Genomic DNA, 20443 nt, shown 5'->3' with positions numbered 1-20443 from the left:
TGAATCAACTGACCGGTAACTCCGCCACCGCGCCCCTACGACTCGTCGAGCAGATCCTCGAGCAGAATCGGGATGTGCCGCACCCGGATGCCGGTGGCGTTGTGGACGGCGTTCGCCACCGCCGCCGCCATCCCGACGATGCCGATCTCGCCGAGCCCCTTCGCGCCGACCGAGTTGTGCAACGTGTCCGGGTATTCGACGAAGTGGACGTCGACCTCGGGGATATCCGCATTGACCGGGATCAGATAGCTTGCGAAGTCCCCATTGGCGAGCCGCCCGTTTTCCTCGATCTCCAGCCCCTCGTGCAGCGCGGCCGAGACACCCCAGATCATGCCGCCCATGATCTGGCTTCGCGCCGCCGTCGGGTTGATGATCCGGCCGGCGTCGTACACCCCGAGCATGCGGGACACCCGGATCTCGCGCGTCCACTTGTGCACGCGGACTTCGCAGAACTGGGCGCCGAACGAGCTGAACGAATGCTTCGTCAGCTCTTCGCCAGGCGCCGAAGACCCGGTCACGGAAAGCGACGGCCGGTCCAGAGCGCGCAACAGCTCGCCGAAGGTCATCGTCCGTTCCCCGGCCTGCACGCGACCGTCCGCGTACGCGACCTCCATACCTTTGAACGGCGCACCCGGAGCCGACGCCAGATCCACCAGTTCGTCGATCGCCTTGGCGGCGGCGACCATGATGGCCGTCCCGGCGCTCGCGGTCGCTGTCGAACCACCGGACATGCCTCCGGACGGCAGGCGCGAGTCACCGAGCCGCGGTTTGACCCGATCCGGCGAGATGTCGAGTGACTCCCCACCGACCAGGGAAAGCACGGTGAGCAGACCGGTTCCCGGGTCGGCCCCGCTCGTCGCGACGGCGGCCGTGTCGTCGGGCAACAGCGTGATCTCGACGGTGGCGGGGAACCGCAGCGCGGGGAACATGGCGGTGGCCGTGCCCATGCCGACGAGCCAGTCGCCGTCGGTTCGTCCATCGGGTGAGCGATCCGCCCAGCCGAACCGTTCCGCGCCGACCCGGAAGCATTCGTCGAGGTGTTTACTCGACCACTGCAGATCCTTGCCGGGCGGAGCGGTCGAGTTGTTCCGCTGCCGCAGTTCGATCGGGTCCATGCGCAGCGCGATCGCGAGTTCGTCGATCGCGCTTTCCAACGCGAAGGAGCCGGGTGCCTCCCCCGGCGCCCGCATGAACGTCGTCGGCGGGATGTTGAGCGGCACCATCTTCTGGCTGATGGCCAGGTTGCGGGTGGCGTACCACTCGCGCGAAGTGCCATGCGAGGTCGGCTCGACGAACGACCGGTCCATGGGCGTGCTGCACCACGAGTCGTGCTGGAGCGCGTTGAGCGTGCCGTCGTGTTCCGCGCCGAGCGAGATCTTCTGCACCGTCGCGGCGCGGCCCGCGGTCGCGGTGAAGACCTGCTCCCGGCTGAGCACGGCCTTCACCGGCCTGTCCAGTGCCCTCGCCGCGGCCGCGGCGAGGAATGCCGGGGTGGACGTGTGCCCCTTGCCGCCGAACGCACCGCCCACGAACGGGTTCACCGCGTGCACCTCGGACGGTTCCACGCCCAGTGCCATCGCCAGCTCCGCCGCCTGCAGATCGGAGCCCTGGTTGCCGCTGTGGATCGTGAGGCCTTCGGGCCCCCAGACCGCGACCGCGGAATGCGGTTCCATCGCGGCATGGTTCTGCGTCGCGGTGGTATACGTGGCCTCGACGACCACCGGGCTTTCCGCGAGCGCGTCTTCGATCGACTCGACACCGTCGGCCAGGATCGCGAGGGACGACGGGCCGCCCCTCCCCTCCGGCGCGTCTTCGGCCGAGGCGAGGCCGTCCTGTAGCGAAGTCAGGGCAGGCCGGGGCAGATAGGACACTTCGACCAGCATCGCCGCGTCACGCGCCTGCTCGTACGTCTCGGCGACCACGAAGCCGATCGGCTGGCCGTAGTAGGTGACTTCCTTGTCCTGCAAAGGGACCCAGGTCTCACCCATGACCGGCGTCGTGGGCGTGTGCAACTCCAGCGGATCGAACGGCGTGTACACACCGACCACGCCCGGAGCGCCCTTCGCCGCTGTGACGTCCATCGTGTCGATCTCGCCGTGGGCGATCGTGCTCAGGACGACGTAGCCGTGGACCAGCCCGGGAAAGGCGTGGTCCGCCCCGTACTCGGCCCGGCCCGTGACCTTCAGCGGCCCGTCCACCCTGCTGGTCATGAGTGGTTCCCTTCGGTCAGTTCGAGCAGCGCGCGGACAATGGTCCGCCGCAGCAACGACGGCTTGAACGCGTTCGCCGCCAGCGGGCGCGCGCCCTCGGCGGCGAGCGACGCGGCCTCTTCGAAAGCGGTCACGGTCGCGGGCGCACCCCGCAGGGCCTCCTCGACGGCGGGCAGCCGCCACGGCACAGTCGCCACACCGCCGGCCGCGACCCGGGCGTCGACGATGCGCGAGTCCTCCACCCGCAGCGCGACCGCCGCGGAACACAGCGCGAATTCATACGACTGCCTGTCGCGAACCTTCACATACGTGGAGTTCGACGCCCAATCCAGCCGAGGGACCACGACCTCGGCGATCAGTTCACCGGGCCGCAGATCGGTCTCGACCTCGGGAGTGTCGCCGGGCTGCCGATAGAACGAGGCCAGCTCGACGGTGCGAGTCCCGGTGTCACTGACCAGCCGGAGCTGCGCGTCGAGGGCGACCAGGGCGACGGCGACGTCGCTGGCGTGGGTCGCCACACACGAATCGCTCGTACCCAGCACGGCGTGCATCCGGTTGGCGCCCGAGATGGCCGGGCAACCGCTGCCGGGGTCTCGCCGATTGCACGGCATGGCGACGTCCCGGAAGTACGAGCAGCGCGTGCGCTGCATGAGGTTTCCGCCGATGCTGGCCATGTTCCGGATCTGCTGGGAGGCGCTGAGCAGCAGCGCCCTGGAGATCGCCGGGTACACCCCCGCGTGCCCGGCGATGTCGCTCATCCGTTCCAGCGCGCCGAACCGCAGCCCGTCGGTGGTGTCGATGCCGCGCAGCGGTACCGCGTTGATGTCCAGGACCTGTCGCGGGGTCAGGACGTTCAGCTTCATCAGGTCGACGAGCGTGGTGCCGCCCGCGAGGAAGGTGCCGGGCGAAGCGACCGCGTCTTCGACGGTCTCGGGTGCGAGCAGCTCAAAGGGACGCATCGGCCCTCCTCGCCTGCTCGACCGCCGCGACGATGTTCGGGTACGCCGCGCACCGGCAGAGGTTGCCGGACATGAACTCGCGGACGTCCTCGACGTCCTGCTCGACGGCGGCGACCGCCGACATGATCTGCCCGGAGGTGCAGAACCCGCACTGGAGGGCGTCCTGGTCGACGAACGCCTGCTGAACCGGATGCAGACCGTCCTCAGTGGACAGTGCTTCGACGGTGGTCACCGGCTGTTTCACGGTTGCGGCCAAGGTGAGACACGACAGCACCGGCCGTCCGCCGACGTGCACCGTGCAGGCGCCGCACTGCCCCCTGTCGCAGCCCTTCTTGGGCCCCGTGACGGCGAGCCGCTCCCGCAGCGTGTCCAGCAGGGTCACCCCGGGATCGACGCTCAGGTGTTCCGTCCTGCCATTGACTTCGAGTGAGATGTCCACTGAAACTCTTTCCGCAGATCGCCCCGGCCGCGGCCCGGACGGCGTAGGTTGAGGTGGTGGGAGTCCGTTCGCGAATCGAAACGGATATTCATCCGCTTCGATTTCAAGTTAGCGGAACACGATCCACCCGGCAAGGTCGGTGCCTGCTCCTGGAGTCGCTCCAGGTTTTCCGGTCCCCTCGGCTACATTCAGCGGAGAACGGGATCGGCGGACAGGAGGGGCGGATGACGACGGGTTCGGTCAATCCCCGGCGTGCGGACACCCGGCGCAACCACGAGCGCATCCTCGCCACCGCCGCGAAGTCACTGGCCTGCTCCGGCGAAGTCTCGTTCAACGCCATCGCGAAGCAGGCCGAGGTCGGCGTCGGCACGGTGTACCGGCACTTCCCCACCCCGGAAGCCCTCATCCTGGCGGTGTACCGGCGCGAGGTCCGCCAGCTCGTCGAGATCGTGCCCACCCTGCTCGAGAAGTACCCGCCGGAACAGGCGTTCCGAGTGTGGACGACCGACCACCTGGCGCACTACATGATGACCAAACGCGGCCTGGCCGACGCTTTGCGCGCCGCGGGAGCGTCACGCGGTGAGTTGCCGGCGGGGGCCTACCAGGACATGGTCCGCGCGGTCTCCACCTTGTTGCAGGCCAACGTCGACGCGGGCACCGTCCGCGCGGACCTGAAGCCCGAGACCGTTCTGCGCGGACTCGGCGGGCTGCTCTACCTCGACCCGAAAGGCGAATGGCGGCACGATGTCGCGAGCCTTCTCGACCTCCTTTGGCGCGGAATGGGCACCGGCCGAGCCTGATCGTCCACAGTGGACGGCTTCAGCCGCGCAAGTAGTCCAGGTACAGGTCGAGCGCCGCCTCGAGATGATCCGCGGAGCCGGTGGACATCAGGATCGTCACCCCGCCCTGGATCGCGGTGATCAACGCGGCCGCGGCGCGGACCGGGTCGACGTCACGGCCGATGTGCCCGCTCTCCCGCATTTCCTCGATACCGGCCCTGGACCTGACGTTGCCATTGCTCCAGCAGTTGCTTCGTGACCGCCTGCGCGGCGGGAGTGTGCCTGCCGATCTCGGTGATCAACACCCCGAGCGGGCAGTGCACGCCCTGCCGCCGGTAGCGCCGGACCACCACGTCGCGCCATTTCCCCCACGCGTCCCACGAGGTCAACCGCCCGAGATAGGGCTGCTGATCCTCGATCACCTGCCCGGCTTCCCATTCGGCCACGGCGAGGAGCAGTTGTTCCTTGCCCTCGGGGAAGTAGTGGAACAGCTGACTCTTGCCCGTTCCGCTACGGCGGCAGATATCGTCGAGGGTCGCCGTGGCTACGCCGTGCTCGCGGATCTCGTCCGCCGCGGCTTCGATGATCCGCTGCCGCGTCGCGGCGCCCTTCTTCGTGAGCACGAAAGCCTCCTGGAATGTACTCGGCGGTCCATTGTCCCTCGTCGGCATCAAGGCATCAGCAGCAGCTTCCCCGAGGTACGACGGGACTCGATGTCGCGTTGCGCCTGTGCCGCGTCGGCGAGGGCGTAGCGACCCCCGATATACGGCGTCACCTGCCCCTTCCGGATGAACTCGAACAGCTCGTTCGCCCGCCGCACCAGTGCCTCGCGAGTGGGCACGTGGTCGACGACGGACGGATAGGACAGCAGGATGCTGTTCGGCAGATCCGCCGGGCGGAACGGGGGATTGCCGTTCACCACGCCGTAGTAGGCGTGCACGCCGTGGCGGCGCAACGCCAGCTGGGACGAGTGGAACGTCGCCGAGCCGCCGCCGTCGTACACGACCTGCGCGCCTTCACCGCCGGTCAGCTCTCGAACCTGTCGCTCGAAGCCACTCCCGGCGGACACCAGCACATGGTCCGCACCGGCCTTCTTCGCCACCGGGATCTTCTCCTCGCGTGACACGAGCCCGATCACGGTGCCGCCGCGAGCCTTGATCAGCTGGGTCAGGATCACTCCGACCCCGCCCGCGGCCGAATGCACGACGGCCGTGTCGCCCGGCTGGATCGCGTACGTCTCCGTCGTGAAATGGTTCGCGGTCAAGCCCTGCATCAGGATGGCGGCCGCGGTCTCGTCGTCGATGTCGTCGGGCACCCGCACCAGCGACCGCGCCGGGATGGCGAGCCGTTCGGCATAGCTGCCCTTGTGATAGCGCCAAGCGACGCGGTCGCCGACGGCGAAATCTTCGACGCCCGACCCCAGCGCCGTGACGATGCCCATACCTTCGACACCCAGCACGGTCGGGACCGACCAAGTGGGCAGCGGCATCTTGCGGGCGCCGGTGTCCATGAAGTTCACCCCGGCCACCCCCAGCCGCACGGCGACCTCGCCGTCGTTCGGCACCGGATCCGGGAACTCCGTCCAGGTCATGACTTCCGGGCCGCCGTATTCGCTGATGTGGATCGCGTGCATGAGGGCAACGTAGGTCCGAAAAAATGGACCGGCAAGTACAGAAGTGATGCCGCGAGACTGTACTTGCCGGTACATTTTTTCGTCGGCATCCTCGGCCGGGTCAACCTCCCCGAACGAAGGAAAGCCGATGGACGACCTCGCCCGGCTGGTGGCGGTGGAGGACGTGCGACGCGTGATGGCTCGCTACGTCTACAGCGCCGACCATCATCGATGGGACGACCTCGCGGCCCTGTTCACGCCCGACGCGCCGTTCGTCGCCTCCACAGTGGACGGATCGATCCAGGCGCGGATGACCGGCCGCGCCGAGATCGCCGACCGGCTCAAAGCCCGCAATCAGGCCGATTCCGTGCTGATACACCACCTGTTCTCCAGCGAGATCGACATCGAGTCGCCGGATTCGGCGGCCGGTGTCTGGGCCATGGAGGACATCGTCACCACACCGCACGACGGCGAAATGCACGGCTACGGCCATTACCGGGTGCGCTTCACCCGCTCTGACGGCCGATGGCTCATCACCGAACTTCACATCACCAGGCTCCGCCTGGACTGGTCCCACCCGGACAAGGAGAACCGATCATGACCCTCGACCCGTTCGTCATCGACGTCCAACAGGACGTCCTGGACGACCTCCGGAGCCGACTCAAAGCCACCAGGTTCGCACCCGACCTGGACAACGAAGATGAAGCTTTCGGGCTGAGTACCGCCTATCTCAAGCCGATCGTGGAGTACTGGGCCGACAGTTTCGACTGGCGAGCCGTCGAAGCCCGGCTGAACGAGTACTCGCACCATCGCATAGACGTCGACGGCACCCCGGTGCACTTCATCCGCGAGCCGGGGAAAGGTCCCGCGCCGATCCCGTTGCTGCTCATGCACGGCTGGCCGTGGACCTTCTGGGACTGGAGCAAGGTCATCCGCCCGCTCGCCGACCCGGCCTCGCACGGCGGCGACCCCGCGGACGCCTTCGACGTCATCGTCCCTTCGTTGCCCGGTTTCGCGTTCTCCACTCCGCTGACGAACGGCAAGGAGAACTTCGTCAGCATGGCCGATCGGTTCCACACGCTGATGACCGATGTGCTCGGCCACCGGCGCTTCGGGGTCGGTGCGGCCGATTACGGCGCACTGGTCGGAGCGCAGCTCGGCCACAAATACGCCGGCTCGCTCCACGGCATCCACCTCGGCAACGAGATGCCGCTGACGATCTTCCAGGGCGAGCGCCACTGGGATCTCACCGGCGGTGCGCCGATCGACGGCCTGCCCGACATGGTCAACTTCGTCGACACCTACGTTTCCCATGTCGCGACGCATATGCTCGACGCGCAGACGATCACGCACGGCCTGAACGACTCCCCGATCGGGATGCTCGCGTGGATTCTCAAGCGGTGGAAGAAGTGGAGCGACCAGAACGGGGTCTTCGAAGACTCCTATCCGGTCGACCACATCCTCACCAACGCGACGATCTACTGGGTCAACCAAGCCATCGGCTCGTCGATCCGCGCCTACAAGAACGTCAACCGGCATCCGTGGCGGCCCTCGCACGACCGCACGCCGGCGGTCGAGGCGCCTGCCGGGTTCACCTTCCATCTCGGCGACGCCGCGCCGCCGGGAGCCCACGACCGCGAACGCCGCGTCGCCGCGTTCAAGGAAGCGGCCGGTCCCGTCTACGCGGACGTCCGGCAGGTCAACGTCCACGAAAAGGGTGGCCACTTCGGCCCGTGGGAAAACCCGGAAGCGTGGATCGAAGACCTGCGCGCCACGTTCCGCCCGCTGCGCTGAGCGGGCGGTCTCACGGCCGCGGGATGTTGCGGAGGTTCGCCCTGGCGAGGTCGATCATCCGGCCGACCCCGCCTTCGAGCACGACCTTGCTCGCGGCCAAGGCGAATCCGCCGAGCTGACCGGCGGTGATGTGCGGCGGGACGGACAGGGCGTTCGCATCCGTCACGACATCCACCAGCGCGGGGCCGTCGTGGCTCAGCGCCTCCTTGAGTGCCGCGCGCAGCCGGGTCGGGTCGGTCACCCGCTCGGCACGCAGTCCCGCGCCACTGGCGATCGCGGCGAAGTCCACCGGACGATGGTCGGTCTGGTAGTCGGGAAGGCCGTCCACCAGCATCTCCAGCTTCACCATGCCGAGCGAGGAGTTGTTGAACGTCACGATCTTGACCGGAAGGTCGTGCAAAGCCACGGTGAGCAGTTCGCCGAGCAGCATGCCCAGTCCCCCGTCGCCGGACATCGAGACGACCTGGCGCCCCGGGTAGGCGAACTGCGCACCGATGGCGTGCGGCAGGGCATTGGCCATCGTGCCGTGCAGGAACGACCCGATCACCCGGCGGCGCCCGTTCGGGGTGAGATACCTGGCCGCCCACACGTTGCACATGCCGGTGTCGACGGTGAAGATCGCGTCGTCCGCGGCGAGTTCGTCGAGGAGGTCCGCGGCGAACTCCGGATGGATGGGCACATGCCGTTCGACGTTGCGGGTGTAGGCGTCGACGACCTGTTCCAGTGTCTTGCAGTGATCGCGCAACATCCGGTCAAGGAAGGTGCGGTCGGTCTTGCGCCGCAGGAGCGGCAGCACGGCCCGCAGGGTCTCCCGCACGTCACCGTGCACCGCCAGCTCCAGCGGGGTACGGCGACCCAGGCGGGTCGCGTCGTGGTCGACCTGCACGGTCCGCGCCTGAGGAAGGAAGGAGTCATAAGGGAAATCGGTGCCGAGCAGGACCAGCAGATCCGCGTCGTTCATGGCCCGATAGCAGGCGCCGTAGCCGAGCAAACCGCTCATTCCGACGTCGAACGGATTGTCGTACTGGATCCACTCCTTGCCGCGCAGGCTGTGGCCGATTGGCGCCTGCACGGTCTCGGCCAGCTCCATCACCTCGGCATGCGCGCCGCGCACCCCGGCACCGGCGAACAAGGTGACGGTTTCGGCGTCGTTGATCAGCTGGGCGAGCCGTGCCACCTGCGGCTCGGGTGGCACGACCGTCCCGTGCTCCGTGACCGGCACGCCGCTCCCGGTGGGCGCCACAGCGTCGAGGTGCGCGACGTCCCCGGGCAACACCAGCACCGACACCTCGCCGCGGGACAAGGCGTGCTGCATGGCGATCCGCAGCACCCTCGGCATCTGGGCGGGCCTGCTGATCTGCTCGCAATAGCCACTGCAGTCGACGAACAGCCGCTCGGGATGGGTCTCCTGGAAGAACCCGGTCCCGATCTGGCCGGACGGGATATGCGAGGCGAGCGCGAGAACCGGGGCTCCCGTGCGGTGCGCGTCGTAAAGCCCCTGCACCAGATGGGTGTTGCCGGGACCGCAGCTGCCGGCGCACACCGCGAGCCGTCCGGTCAGCTGGGCCTCGGCCGCCGCCGCGAACGCGCCGGCCTCCTCGTTGCGAACATGCACCCAATCGATGCCCGGAGTACGGCGGATGGCGTCGACGATGGGGTTGAGGCTGTCTCCGACCACGCCGTAGATCCGCTCCACCCCGGCCTGAACCAGGACTTGGACGAACTGCTCGGCGACGTTGGGCTTGGCCATCAGGACCCCTTCGATGCTTCGGCGGCGGGAACACCTTCATGATCCACGCGCGAGCGCGGCCGCGCAGGTCCTAACCGAGCTCGGCCGCCGTGTCGACCACCACCGCGTAGAGATCACCGATCGTGGCGAGCGCCGCGCGATGCTGTTCCGCGGCGGTCACCGGGCCGTCGACGGACGGGAGCGGCCGCGTGGCACAGGCTGCGGCCACCACTGTCGGGCTGTTCCCGCGCAGGAACGCGCCCTCCGCGGTGAACGTGACACACATATGGGTCATGAACCCGGCCACGACGACGTCCCGGTGTCCGGCGGCGTCGACCAGTTCCCCCAGCCGGGTTCCGACGAACGAGTTCGGCGCGGTCTTCACCACGACCTCCTCGCCAGGGTCCGGGGCGACCCGCTCGTGAATCCGGCCGATGTCCTGCCCGAGGTCATAAGGGCTGCCCTCGCCCCCGTCGTGCATGACGTGAATGACCGTCGCGCCCGCTGCCCGGGCGCGCGCCAGCAACGTAGCCGCCTCGTCGAGCGCCGCTTCCCAGCCGTCGAGTTCCATCACGCCGCGCGTGTAGGTGTTCTGGTAGTCGACGAGGATCACCGTCGCGTCCGAGAGCGCCGCGGGAGTCGTCGGCAGGGTGCTGATTTCGCGGAGAGTGGTGCTGGTCATCGTGTTCCTTCGCTTTCCGTCGGTACGGCTACCATCCTGGCTGACCCGATTCGATGTCGAGATATGTAATCGGGTCAGCCATCGTCGAGATCGGCCGATATCCGTGGGAAGAGGGATCGATGCGTGCTCCGAGAGTGGCCGTCCTGGCGTTCGAGGGGATCAGCCCGTTCCACCTCGCCGTGCCGTCGCTCGTATGGGGCCCGGAATCCCCGGCGGGCGACATGGAGCCGTGGCCGCTCACGGTCGTCGCTGTCGAACCCGGCGCCCTCGCCACGAGCGCCGGATACACCATCGACGTCTCAGCAGGGCTCGATGCCCTCGTGGACGCCGACATCGTCGTCGTGCCGTGGTGGTCCGACCCGGAAACTTCGACGCCCGCGCCGGTCTCCGCCGCGCTGCGGGCCGCGCACGAACGCGGGGCCCTCGTCGTCGGGCTCTGCCTGGGGGTCTTCGCCCTCGCGGACGCCGGTGTCCTCGACGGCCGCGCCGCGACGACCCACTGGAAATGGGTCGAGACGTTCCGGCGTCGCTTCTCCTCGGTCGAGCTGCGCCCCGAGGAGCTGTACGTCGACGAAGGCGACGTCGTGACCGGAGCCGGTGCGACCGCCGGGATCGACACCTGCCTTCATCTGCTCGCCCGCACGGCGGGACAGGTCGTCGCCAACCGTGTCGCCCGCCGGATCGTCGCGGCACCACATCGTCCCGGCGGGCAGGCCCAGTTCATCGAGCTTCCGGTGCCCGCCGTGGACGAGGATCCGCTCACCGAGGTGATGAACTGGGCGCGATCCCATCTGGGCATCCAGCACAGCATCGACGGTCTGGCCGCCCGAGCGCATATGAGCCGCAGCACGTTCACCCGCTCGTTCCGCGCCCGCACCGGGACCACCGTCCACCAGTGGCTTGTCGCCCAACGGCTCGCGCGGGCGCGGCACCTGCTCGAGACGACCGCTCTCGGCGTCGACGCCGTGGCCGCGCAGTCCGGCTTCGGCACGCCCGCCCGGCTTCGCGAGCACTTCGCCACCGCACTGGGCACGACACCGACCCGCTATCGGACCGAGTTCTCCGCCCCGCGCTGACCAGCCACGAGACGCATGAGCAATCCTTTTCCCGCCGCAAAGGACAAGCGGAATCATTATTTCCGCAAAACCCGGCGACACCGCCGAAAGAGCCGTGTCCTACACTTCGTTTTTCACATCGATGAATAGCTCACCCCGGAGGGTGAGCTCAATCGAGTGCATTGCGCGGCGGAACTGGATCGAAGAAGCCGTTCCGGGGCAAGATGATCGGGCACGAGGACCGGCGCGACGGAGGACCATGTGGAGCTGTGCGGAACCCCCATCTTCGACTCTCTCGTCGAGGAGACACGGCGGACCCGGGACGGCGAGGACCATTCCGAATTGAATGGGAAGCACGCCGATTCCGACCAGGAAAACAAATGACGGCCGCCGCGAGGCCATGAATATCCGAATTTGCTTTTTATCCTGATCCAGGTGAATCCGCACGGGTGGAACTCTGCAAATCGTCGAGCAGCTCCAACTGCCCGGCAATGACCCCGGTCAGGATCCCGCGCGCGACGGCGAGCAGTTCGGCGACCGACGGACTGGTCAGGGAGTAGGAGACGGTCGTCCCTTCCTTGCTCGGCACCACCAGGTTGGCCCGGCGCAGGACGGCGAGCTGCTGGGACAGGTTGGCCGGCTCGATACCCAGGTCGGCCAGCAGCTCGGAGACGTGATGGTCCCGCTCGCTGAGCAGTTCGAGCACGCGGATCCGGACGGGATGCCCCAGCGTTTTGAAGAACTCCGCCGTCGCCTGATACAGAGGGCTGTTCATCGGCATCCCTTCCCCGCAGAGCCGGCCGTCCGCACATCCCTAATCGTGCCCGACGACAAGGGCAGCCGAACGTCACCTCACACAGAACGGTCGCGACCACACCCGATCAGGGCACAAATCCCGGTTCTTCCGCGCCAGCGCACATCCATAAATTGCATATTTATGCAAGTTTGCATATCAGGAAGGTGAGAACACCTGTGAGTCACGGCATGCGGGAATCCGCGAGCCTCTTGCCGAGCGCCCGGCCTGTCACGAGGAGCGGACGGTGACCACACGCCACTCCATCCCCGCCGCGGCGACCCGGGCCCATCTGGCCCTCGCCGCGCATGCGGCGGAACTGGCCGATCTCGCGGCGAACGCCGCCAGGGAGGACGAGGGCTCCCCGCCGGACCACGCCGGCCTGATCGGGATGGCGCAGCAGATCGTCGAAGCGGCGGTGGTCGCCGCACGGCTCGACGGAAAGACCTGGCAGGAGATCGCGTGCGGGCTCGACGGGGAGACACCGAAGTCCGCGCGCGCCCGGTATTGGCCCTCGGTCGCGCGGTTCCGGGCGGATCCCTTCCCCGCGCAGGGCTCTCGTCACGAGGGCGCGCCGCTCCGTCTTCGGCGGCTGCCCACCCCGGAGCAGCGATCGGAAACGCCCGCCGAGCCCGCGGCTCCCTCGCCGACCGGGCACCTCGCCCTGGTCACGATCCCGGCCGAGCAGAGCGACCCCGAACCGGCGGCCGTGGACGCCCGGCTGAAGATCGCGGAGCGGCTCGTCGCCGCCTACGAGCGGATCGCGACCAACGACCGGCAGCCGCCGCAATGGATTCTCGACGGCCTGGCCCACGCGCGCCGAACGGCCGCTGATCTCCGCGGTCACGCCGGTGCACCGCCTGAATGATCTGCCGCAGCGGGAAGCTACACCGAGGTCGCGAGATCGGCTTCGCGGTCGAAGTCGTGCTCATCCTCGCTCCGCGTCCGCGACACCATCTTCGCGACCAGGTCGAAGATCGGCGTAGCTTCCTGCGGGAAGGTCACGCTCTGCTGGTTCGCGCTCTCGGCGATCATGAACTGCTACTCCTCAGGGGTGACAACTACAGCGACTGTTCACTCTAACGGCCGGATGTCGATCACGGGCCGTATTCGTCGTTTTGGTCACCGCGCGACGTGATTGAAGGCGTGACTCGCGTGATCAGGGACGTAACTCGCGTGACTGGAGGCCGAACTCGAGTGTTCCGCCCCTGATCACGCGAGATCCGCCTTCAATCACGCGAGTTACGCCTTCGCTCACGTGACGGGACCTGCGGTTTCCTACCGCGGCGGGCCACAGTGCTCGATCGCGTCGAGCAGGATCGCGCAGGCGAGGTCGATCTCCTCGGCGGTCACGGTGAGCGGCGGCATCAGGCGGATCACGCTGTCGTCGCGGCCGCCGAGTTCGACGATCAGCCCGTGCTGCAACGCGTACGCCTGCACGGCACGGGCGTATCCGCCTGCCGGGCGGCCATCGCGTGGATCGGCCAGCTCGATCCCCCACATCAGGCCGAGGCCGCGCACCTCACGGACCCAGACATCGCTGTGCAGTGTGCCGAGCCGTTCGGCGAGTTGCCGCCCGCGCTGCCGGACATTGCCCAGCACGTCGTCACGCCGGACAATGCGGACAGCGGCCGCGCCGGCGGCGAACGCGGCCTGGTTGCCTCGGAACGTGCCGGTGTGCGCGCCGGGCGCCCAGCCGTCCAGCCGCCGGTCGTAGAAGATCACCGCCACCGGCAGTCCCATCCCGCTCAAGGCCTTCGAGGCGATGATCACGTCGGGCTCGATGTCGTAGTGCTCGAACGCGAACCAGGTCCCGGTGCGGCCGCAACCGGTCTGCACCTCGTCGACGACGAGCGGGATGTCCAGCTCCGCGGTCAGCGCGCGGACCCGGCGTACGAAGTCGCGGTCCGCCGGGATGATCCCGCCTTCACCCTGCACCATTTCCAGGATCACCGCGGCGGGCAGGGGGATGCCGCCGTTCGGATCGCGCAGCGATCGTTCCAGCAGACCGACGCAGTTGGTCGTACAGGTGTCCGGCGAAAGCCCCACCGGGCACCGAGCGCAGTAGGAGTACGGGAAGAAGTGCACGCCGGGCACCCCGTTGGCGATCGGCCGTTTCTGGGCGACGAGCCCGGTCAGCGCCATCGCGGCGTGACTCGAGCCGTGGAACCCGCCCTGGAAGGACACCAGGTCACCGCGCCCGGTCGCGGTTTTGCACAGTTTGACCGCGGCGTCCACGGCGTTGGCGCCGCCCGGGCCACAGAAGTGCATCCGCATCCGCGAGCGGAGGGCTTGCGGCAACATGGACAGCTGGGCGTCGACGAACTCGCGTTTCGCCGCCGTCGGGAAGTCCAGGCCGTGGGTGAGTAAGTGCATCTGTTCGGTGGCCGCGTGCACCAGTTCGGGATGGTTGTGCCCGAGGGAGAGCACGCCCGCGCCCGCCAGGAAGTCGACGAAGACGTTCCCGTCCATGTCCCACAGGTAGCTGCCCTCCGCGCCCGCGATGGCGATCGGCAGGTGTCGCGGATACGCCCGCGCGCTGGATTCCCACTGTCGCTGGTGTTCGAGGAACTCGGCCGAGCGTGGACCGGGCAGCGCGCCTTCGACGCGAGGGGCCAGTGCCGGTCTCGCCGTGGGGGTTCGGGTCATGGCAGCCTCCTTGCCGCGGTGGTGGTGTCCGCCGTGTCGAGTTCGACCGCCGGATTGGCGTGCCAACGGGTCCTGGCCGGGGCCGTGGTGCCCTTCATCAGGAACGCGTCCGCTTCGGCGATCGCCCCGTCCGCCATCGTCACTCCATAGTGGACGAAGGAGCCGGTGCTGAGAGTGCACCCCGCGCCGATGTCGATGTAGTCGGATTTGAAGGTGCCGTCTTCGAGGGAATGTCCTTGCACGACGGTGTGCAGGTTGAGCACGCAGTCGTCGCCGATGCTCACCAACGACCGTTCCGGGATCGCGCACCCGTCGTCGAAGACGCGGCGGCCGATCCGGACGCCGAGACGACGTAGCAGGAAGGGTTTGAACGCCGTCCCGTTGAACAGCGCGAGATAGCGGGCAGGGCTGAGCTTCCAGAACCGCTCGTGCCGCCAGAAGACCGGATCGTAGATCGAGCAGAACCTCGGCCGCAGCGTCCGGAAGCCCTGTACGGCGAGTTCCGCCAGCATGAGGAAGGCGACCGAGAACACCAGAGTCGCCACGATACCGCCGCCGACGGCGAGTGGGCCGACCCGCTCGTGCAGGGCGCCGGCCGCCGTTCCGATGAGGAGGATTCCGAGCAGGTGCACCCAGTGCACGAGAAGATAGACGAGGATGGTGACGGTGTTGTGGCGGTTCTTCGACCGCAAGCCCCGGCGCAGCGCGTCGCCGGTGTGGAGATGCTCGAATCCGGTGTCGCGGCGGACGGTCCGGGGGATCTCGAACGCGGGCGACCCGAGCAGCCCGACGTTCTCCCGGACCGGCCCGTCCAGCGGGACCAGGACCTTGGTGGCGAGCAGGCAGTTCCGGCCGACCCGCGCGTCCGGTGGGAAGGCGATCTCGTTGCCCAGGAACGCCTCCGGCGCGACGGACGTCCTTCGCAGACGGAAGGAGGAGGCGGAGAAGTCGGCGTTGAGCATCGAAAGGCCGTCCGAGACCATCGTCCCGGTGCCGACCGTGCTGAGGAACGGCGTCTCGTGTTTGACCTCGACCCCGAAGTTGGATCCGGTCTGCTTGACCTTCGACAGGTCGTACCCCAGCGCGCGCAGGTAGTACACGATGTAGCTGCTGTCGCCGAACAGGTAGGTGTACGCACGCATGTTCGTCAGACGCGCGACCAGCCGCTGGACGGCGAAATGCCTGCCGTAGAGCGGATAAACGCGGTCCGGCCGGAGGAAGAGGCCAAGCAGGCGCGGAATCGTGAGAACGACCGCGAGCCCGGCGAGCAACGCCCCGAAGTACAGCAGTGCCGAGTCGGCGATCCGGCCGCGATAGAAGGCCCAGCTCGTGAAGTCCGTCGTCGTGGTGAGCCAGCGATCGACGAACACGTCGGCCCCGCCCAACGTCACGGGAAGCGTCACCGAGAGCAGAAGCAGCAGGCTGGAGGCACAGAAGGCGATCGGTCTGAGCCTCCCTCGCGGCACCGTCCCCAGCGCCCGGTAGTCCACTGTGGAGAGACGGGCCGGCGACCCGTGCCAGCTTTCGCCATCGGGGACGGACTGCCCGGAGTTCAACGACGACGAGTGGCCGAGTTGCGCGTCGTGGCCGAGTGCCGTGCCGATGTCGAGCACGGTCATTTCGCCGACGAAGGCGTTGTCGCCGAGCGTGACCCGCCCGGTCTGGATCCGGCCCGCCCTGGCGCGGTAACACGAGAAGTACGCGTCCTTCCGGATGACCGCCCCGGCACCGGCACTGAACAGATCGGTGCAGACCGGCGGGTTCCGCGACAGGATCACGGCGCCTTTGCTGATGTCCGCGCCGAGCGCCCGCAGGTACCACGAGTACAACGGCGTACCGATGAACAACATCAGCGGGCTGAACCGGACCAAGGTCTTGACCGTCCAGAAACGCAGGTAGCCGACGCTCCACAGCGGGATCTCCCCCGGCTTCCACCGGCCGACGATCGCCCACTTCGCCAGAATCGGCACCACAGACAGGATGATGAAGACCACGAGGCCGAGCCCGGCGGCGCGTGCGTAGCTCTCGGCGAAACCCGTCGCGGCGGAGATCCAGGCGAATCCCGTGTCCAGGATCCAGCCCGAACCGGCGGCATAGGCCAGAAAGGCCACGAGCTGGAACACTCCACAAAGGACGTAGGACACGGTCGACGCCCTGCGCGGCTCTTCGGCACGAACGACCGTGACCTCGGCCGCGGCGGCGGTCGCCCCGGCGAGATCGCGAACGGTGGGATTGAGGTACACGTCCTTGGCCGACAACGATGCGAGGTCGCCGCGTTCACGGACCACGGCGCAGAACTTCGCGAGCAGCAGGGAGTCGGCGCCGTAATCGTCGAAGAAGTGCCCTGTCGCCGAGATCCGCTCGATCCCGAGGACACCGCCCAAGGCCTCCGCCAACTGGAGTTCGGTCTCGGTCGCCGGTGCCACGTAGCCGGCTTCGCTCCCCGCTCGGCGTGGACCGGTGGGAGCCGGAAGATGTCGTCGATCGGCCTTGCCCGCCGGCGTCAGCGGGATGTGGTCGAGCCTCTCGAGGTAGGCGGGCACCATGTAGCCCGGCAGGAGCTCCGCCAGGCGACGACGTAGCTCTCCGGGGTCGACGTCGGCCTGGTCGCGTCGCAGGCTGTAGTAGGCGACCAGCTCGACGGTGCCGGGTTCCGGATGATGGGTTTCGACTACCGCCTGGGCGATTCCAGGGATTTGCAGGAGAACCGATTCGATCTCGGTGAGCTCGACTCGATAGCCACGGATCTTCACCTGGGTATCGGCGCGGCCGTGGTATTCGATCTCCCCGTCCGGGGTGATCCGGCCCAGGTCACCGGTGCGGTAGATACGCCGGGACGGGTTGTGCCCGATACCGAGGAAGTCCGGGACGAACGCGCGCTCGGTGAGGTCGGGCCGGTTGAGGTAGCCGCCGGCGAGCCCGATCCCGGCGATGCCGATCTCGCCGAGTTCGCCCGCGGCCAGTGCCCTCGGCTCGTCCAGGTCGAGGATGACGACCGAATAGGTGGGCAGGGGCACGCCGATGGTCACCGGACGATCCGGTCGCAGTACCGACCACGTCGCGGTGACAGTGGCCTCTGTCGGACCGTAGACGTTGAGGAACCGTCGGTCCGGGCGATACCAGCGGCGCACGAGGTCTTCGGGACACGCCTCGCCGGACACCAGAAGGAACCTCAGCAGTGGCAGGTCCTCGTCGAGGCTGGCCAGCAGGGTCGGGACACAGCACAGCGCGGTGACCTTGTTCTCCTGCAGGAACTCGAGGAGGTCGTGGCCGACGAGCGCGGCGCCGCCGGGTTTCGGCACGAGCGTCGCGCCGCTCAGCAACGGCACCCAGATCTCCTCGACCGAGAAGTCGAACGCGATCGTCATGCCCTGATAGACCCGGTCGGTGCGCTGGATGCCGTACACCTCGACGGCGACCTGGACGAAATTGCAGATCGAGGCGTGATCGATCGTCACGCCCTTCGGCCGCCCGGTCGAGCCCGACGTGTAGACGACGTAACAGAGTTCGTCGGCCGGAGCGCCCTTCTCGGCCGCGGTGAGCCGCTCGCCCGGCTGCCCGGCGATGCGATCCGAATCCTCGTCGAGGCAGATCAGCTCGACGCTGCCCGGCTCGAACCGGTCACGCAGGGCGGTGGTCGACACCACGAGCCGGACTCCGGCGTCCTGGACGATGTAGGCCAAGCGGTCGTCGGGAAAACCCGCGTCCAAAGGCACATACGCCGCGTTGACCTTGAGCACGGCGAGCATCGCGACGTAGGGATGAACCGGGTCGCCGAACAACAACCCGATACGGTCGCCGGGTCTCACCCCGTGTGCTCGCAGGTGCCGCGCGAGCCGATTGGCCCGCTCGTCCAGGCCGTCGAACGTGAGCTTCTCGCTCTCGGCGTCCACCGCGAGGCGGTCGCCGAGGCCGTCGGTTCGCAACCGGTCGCAGAGCCGCTCGTACAACTCTTCCAGCCGGTCGCCGACCTGCCATCGAACCCGCTGGTCGTGGCCGTCACAGGTCAGCACCAGGCCATCGGTGGTGAACTGGCCCGACGGCTGTCCGTAGGGGCTCATGGTCGGTCCACCGCCAAGCCGAACGAGTCGTGCAGGGCGCGGACGGTCGTGTCGACGGCGTCGGCGGGGATCACGGCGGTGAGGCGCGATGGCGACGTCGTCATCGCGGGCACCGTGACCCGGTGGTCGGCGAGCACCCTCAGTAACCAGGGAAGGAACCCGGGCGGATCGAGCAGCGCGGTGCCGACCACGGACACCGAGCCGAGTTCCTCGAAGACCGTGGAACGCGCGTCCAGTTCCATCGCGAGCCGGGCGATCGGCAGGCCGAGCGACTCCGTCCCCCGGACGGTGAACCGCAGTTCGCCAGGATCGGGCCAGCTCAGGTTGTCCGGCCGCACCCCGCAGGCCGCCAGCGTCGCGAGGACGCGCGCGTAATGGTCCGGGCCGGAGGCGGACACCTCGACCCGGACCAGCCGCACGTCGCGTTCGTGTGCGATGCCGATGACGCGGGGAACGCCTTCCATCGACGCTTCTCCCGCCGTCACGACGGTCGAGGGGCCTGGATCCGACGCGTGCGTCACCCGCACCGCCACTCCGTGACGGCGCGCGAGCTCGACGGACCTGGGATGCAGCACCCTGGCACCGAGCCCGGCGAGTTCGACCATGGCGTCGTACGAGATCGTCCGGACCACCCGGGTGTCCCGCACGATCCGGGGATCGGCCGTGCGAACACCGTGCACGTCGGTCCGGATCTCGCATTCGGAACCACCGAGCGCGGCGGCGAGCGCCACCGCGGTGGTGTCGGAACCACCTCGGCCCAAGGTCAGCAGTTCGCCCTCGGCGTCCCGCCCCTGGAATCCGGCGACCACGACGACCCGCGCGTCACGCAGCCGGGCGACGATCTTGCCGGGATCGACCCGCACGATGGTCCCCGCGCCCGGTTCGCCCGCGACCTCGATCCCCGCCTGGTCGCCTGACAGCGAGACGGCCTCGATCCCACGCTCGGCCAGCGCCATGGCGAGCACCGCGGCGGACACCTGTTCACCGGTCGCCATCAACTGGTCGAGTTCCCGGGGCGCGGGTGGTTCGGCGAACTTCCCGGCCAGTGCGATCAACCGATCGGTGCTGTCCCCCATCGCCGACACGACCAGGACCACCCGGTCTCCCGCTTCGGCGACGGCGGCCACCTCGGCGGCCACCTCGTTCACCATTTCCGGAGTGGCCAGCGACGAGCCACCGTATTTTCGTATGACCAGTCCTTCGCTTCGCGTCTTCAGCAAGGGTGGAGCCGGGTCGACATCGAGCTTCGGGGAAGAATTCACCATTTTCCTTAACAGGTCGCCACGGTGGCCGTGTTCGCGTTCGGAAAACAGACCCGCTGCGAATGGCCGCATTCGCGGTGGGGTATACGGCAGAGTTCGGAAGTACCTGCCGGACAAGATGCCCTGGCGGAGGTGACAGGTTTGGAAAGTAGTGCGGGACACTTTCCACGGGTACCTCCGTAAGTACGAAAGATCGATCGCCCGTTTCTCGCAGGCCATAACCCGGCAACAGCGTGCGAGGTTATGACGGCGAACAGCCGAGTTCGATGGAATTAGGGCAGAAGAATGACGTATTCGCAGTGGCTTCGAAATTCGGGAGAAGGACGGCGTGACAAAACGGAACGAATTTCCCCACTTGCCGGAAGTTACGAGATCCTTTCACCCGCCGAAGCCGAGGAGGAACCCGTCAAAGTGACCAC

General features: G+C 67.9%; 16 protein-coding genes and 1 pseudogene. 5 read left to right on the top strand and 12 right to left on the bottom strand.

The window, feature by feature from the left end; all coding sequences use genetic code 11:
• Positions 1-35: 35 nt before the first annotated feature.
• Genes AVR91_RS19080 through AVR91_RS19070 form a run of 3 tightly spaced genes read right to left on the bottom strand, consistent with a single transcriptional unit; the run spans position 36 to position 3608 of the window.
• Positions 36-2210, bottom strand: coding sequence for a xanthine dehydrogenase family protein molybdopterin-binding subunit (locus AVR91_RS19080; RefSeq protein ID WP_063275437.1), 2175 nt, complete (start codon positions 2208-2210; stop codon positions 36-38).
• The gene (locus AVR91_RS19075) at positions 2207-3169 is read right to left on the bottom strand and encodes an FAD binding domain-containing protein (RefSeq protein ID WP_063275438.1); all 963 of its coding nucleotides are present in this window, start codon (positions 3167-3169) and stop codon (positions 2207-2209) included. The genes AVR91_RS19080 and AVR91_RS19075 overlap by 4 nt, the downstream gene beginning before the upstream one ends.
• The gene (locus AVR91_RS19070; protein WP_063275439.1) at positions 3156-3608 is read right to left on the bottom strand and encodes a (2Fe-2S)-binding protein; all 453 of its coding nucleotides are present in this window, start codon (positions 3606-3608) and stop codon (positions 3156-3158) included. Before AVR91_RS19070 ends, AVR91_RS19075 begins: the two co-directional genes overlap by 14 nt.
• 224 nt (positions 3609-3832) lie before the next feature.
• On the opposite strand from AVR91_RS19070, the gene AVR91_RS19065 reads away from it, so the two are divergent.
• Positions 3833-4408, top strand: a complete 576-nt coding sequence (locus tag AVR91_RS19065) for a TetR/AcrR family transcriptional regulator (RefSeq protein WP_016334361.1) — start codon at positions 3833-3835, stop codon at positions 4406-4408.
• A 19-nt stretch (positions 4409-4427) separates the two neighbouring features.
• On the opposite strand, the pseudogene AVR91_RS19060 reads toward AVR91_RS19065, so the two are convergent.
• Positions 4428-5010, bottom strand: a pseudogene (locus AVR91_RS19060) (TetR/AcrR family transcriptional regulator).
• 47 nt (positions 5011-5057) lie between these two features.
• A complete protein-coding gene (locus AVR91_RS19055) occupies positions 5058-6020 on the bottom strand; it encodes a quinone oxidoreductase family protein (protein WP_063275440.1) in 963 nt (320 codons plus the stop codon).
• 127 nt (positions 6021-6147) lie between these two features.
• Between AVR91_RS19055 and AVR91_RS19050 the strand changes: the two genes are divergently transcribed.
• The gene (locus AVR91_RS19050; protein WP_063275441.1) at positions 6148-6600 is read left to right on the top strand and encodes a nuclear transport factor 2 family protein; all 453 of its coding nucleotides are present in this window, start codon (positions 6148-6150) and stop codon (positions 6598-6600) included.
• The gene (locus tag AVR91_RS19045; RefSeq protein ID WP_063275442.1) at positions 6597-7793 is read left to right on the top strand and encodes an epoxide hydrolase family protein; all 1197 of its coding nucleotides are present in this window, start codon (positions 6597-6599) and stop codon (positions 7791-7793) included. Before AVR91_RS19050 ends, AVR91_RS19045 begins: the two co-directional genes overlap by 4 nt.
• A gap of 10 nt (positions 7794-7803) precedes the next feature.
• Here AVR91_RS19045 and AVR91_RS19040 read toward each other — a convergent pair whose 3' ends face one another.
• Both AVR91_RS19040 and AVR91_RS19035 read right to left on the bottom strand, forming a co-directional pair.
• Entirely contained in the window at positions 7804-9543 is a 1740-nt protein-coding gene (locus AVR91_RS19040; protein ID WP_063275443.1) for a pyruvate dehydrogenase, read from the bottom strand.
• Positions 9544-9613: 70 nt separating this feature from the next.
• Complete coding sequence (locus AVR91_RS19035) at positions 9614-10204, bottom strand: isochorismatase family protein (RefSeq protein WP_063275444.1); 591 nt, start codon at positions 10202-10204, stop codon at positions 9614-9616.
• 119 nt (positions 10205-10323) lie between these two features.
• Here AVR91_RS19035 and AVR91_RS19030 point away from each other — a divergent pair, with 119 nt between their 5' ends.
• On the top strand, positions 10324-11280 hold the full coding sequence (locus tag AVR91_RS19030; protein WP_063275445.1) for a helix-turn-helix domain-containing protein: 957 nt from the start codon (positions 10324-10326) through the stop codon (positions 11278-11280).
• A gap of 400 nt (positions 11281-11680) precedes the next feature.
• Here AVR91_RS19030 and AVR91_RS19025 read toward each other — a convergent pair whose 3' ends face one another.
• Positions 11681-12034 (bottom strand): ArsR/SmtB family transcription factor, encoded by a 354-nt coding sequence (locus AVR91_RS19025; protein ID WP_063275465.1) that lies wholly within the window; start codon positions 12032-12034, stop codon positions 11681-11683.
• A gap of 265 nt (positions 12035-12299) precedes the next feature.
• On the opposite strand from AVR91_RS19025, the gene AVR91_RS19020 reads away from it, so the two are divergent.
• On the top strand, positions 12300-12920 hold the full coding sequence (locus AVR91_RS19020) for a hypothetical protein (protein WP_063275446.1): 621 nt from the start codon (positions 12300-12302) through the stop codon (positions 12918-12920).
• 17 nt (positions 12921-12937) lie between these two features.
• On the opposite strand, the gene AVR91_RS43360 is transcribed toward AVR91_RS19020, so the two are convergent.
• From AVR91_RS43360 to AVR91_RS19005, 4 genes are all read right to left on the bottom strand, one after another.
• Complete coding sequence (locus AVR91_RS43360) at positions 12938-13087, bottom strand: hypothetical protein (RefSeq protein ID WP_170064555.1); 150 nt, start codon at positions 13085-13087, stop codon at positions 12938-12940.
• Between the two features lie 243 nt (positions 13088-13330).
• On the bottom strand, positions 13331-14701 hold the full coding sequence (locus AVR91_RS19015; protein ID WP_063275447.1) for an aspartate aminotransferase family protein: 1371 nt from the start codon (positions 14699-14701) through the stop codon (positions 13331-13333).
• Positions 14698-18762, bottom strand: coding sequence for a Pls/PosA family non-ribosomal peptide synthetase (locus AVR91_RS19010; protein WP_063275448.1), 4065 nt, complete (start codon positions 18760-18762; stop codon positions 14698-14700). The genes AVR91_RS19015 and AVR91_RS19010 overlap by 4 nt, the downstream gene beginning before the upstream one ends.
• Positions 18759-20027 (bottom strand): aspartate kinase, encoded by a 1269-nt coding sequence (locus AVR91_RS19005; protein WP_076857375.1) that lies wholly within the window; start codon positions 20025-20027, stop codon positions 18759-18761. The genes AVR91_RS19010 and AVR91_RS19005 overlap by 4 nt, the downstream gene beginning before the upstream one ends.
• Positions 20028-20443 lie beyond the last annotated feature (416 nt).

The organism is Amycolatopsis keratiniphila subsp. keratiniphila (assembly GCF_001620365.2).
GTDB classification, from domain to species: Bacteria; Actinomycetota; Actinomycetes; order Mycobacteriales; family Pseudonocardiaceae; genus Amycolatopsis; species Amycolatopsis keratiniphila.
This window is presented reverse-complemented; position numbering and strand designations above follow the sequence as displayed.

Coding starts and splice junctions, on each gene's coding strand:
- AVR91_RS19050 (WP_063275441.1), top strand. CDS start 6,148: ATGGACGACCTCGCCCGGCTGGTGGCGGTGGAGGACGTGCGACGCGTG.
- AVR91_RS19080 (WP_063275437.1), bottom strand. CDS start 2,210: ATGACCAGCAGGGTGGACGGGCCGCTGAAGGTCACGGGCCGGGCCGAG.
- AVR91_RS19015 (WP_063275447.1), bottom strand. CDS start 14,701: ATGACCCGAACCCCCACGGCGAGACCGGCACTGGCCCCTCGCGTCGAA.
- AVR91_RS19030 (WP_063275445.1), top strand. CDS start 10,324: ATGCGTGCTCCGAGAGTGGCCGTCCTGGCGTTCGAGGGGATCAGCCCG.
- AVR91_RS19065 (WP_016334361.1), top strand. CDS start 3,833: ATGACGACGGGTTCGGTCAATCCCCGGCGTGCGGACACCCGGCGCAAC.
- AVR91_RS19055 (WP_063275440.1), bottom strand. CDS start 6,020: ATGCACGCGATCCACATCAGCGAATACGGCGGCCCGGAAGTCATGACC.
- AVR91_RS19040 (WP_063275443.1), bottom strand. CDS start 9,543: ATGGCCAAGCCCAACGTCGCCGAGCAGTTCGTCCAAGTCCTGGTTCAG.
- AVR91_RS19075 (WP_063275438.1), bottom strand. CDS start 3,169: ATGCGTCCCTTTGAGCTGCTCGCACCCGAGACCGTCGAAGACGCGGTC.
- AVR91_RS43360 (WP_170064555.1), bottom strand. CDS start 13,087: ATGATCGCCGAGAGCGCGAACCAGCAGAGCGTGACCTTCCCGCAGGAA.
- AVR91_RS19005 (WP_076857375.1), bottom strand. CDS start 20,027: ATGGTGAATTCTTCCCCGAAGCTCGATGTCGACCCGGCTCCACCCTTG.
- AVR91_RS19010 (WP_063275448.1), bottom strand. CDS start 18,762: ATGAGCCCCTACGGACAGCCGTCGGGCCAGTTCACCACCGATGGCCTG.
- AVR91_RS19025 (WP_063275465.1), bottom strand. CDS start 12,034: ATGAACAGCCCTCTGTATCAGGCGACGGCGGAGTTCTTCAAAACGCTG.
- AVR91_RS19035 (WP_063275444.1), bottom strand. CDS start 10,204: ATGACCAGCACCACTCTCCGCGAAATCAGCACCCTGCCGACGACTCCC.
- AVR91_RS19045 (WP_063275442.1), top strand. CDS start 6,597: ATGACCCTCGACCCGTTCGTCATCGACGTCCAACAGGACGTCCTGGAC.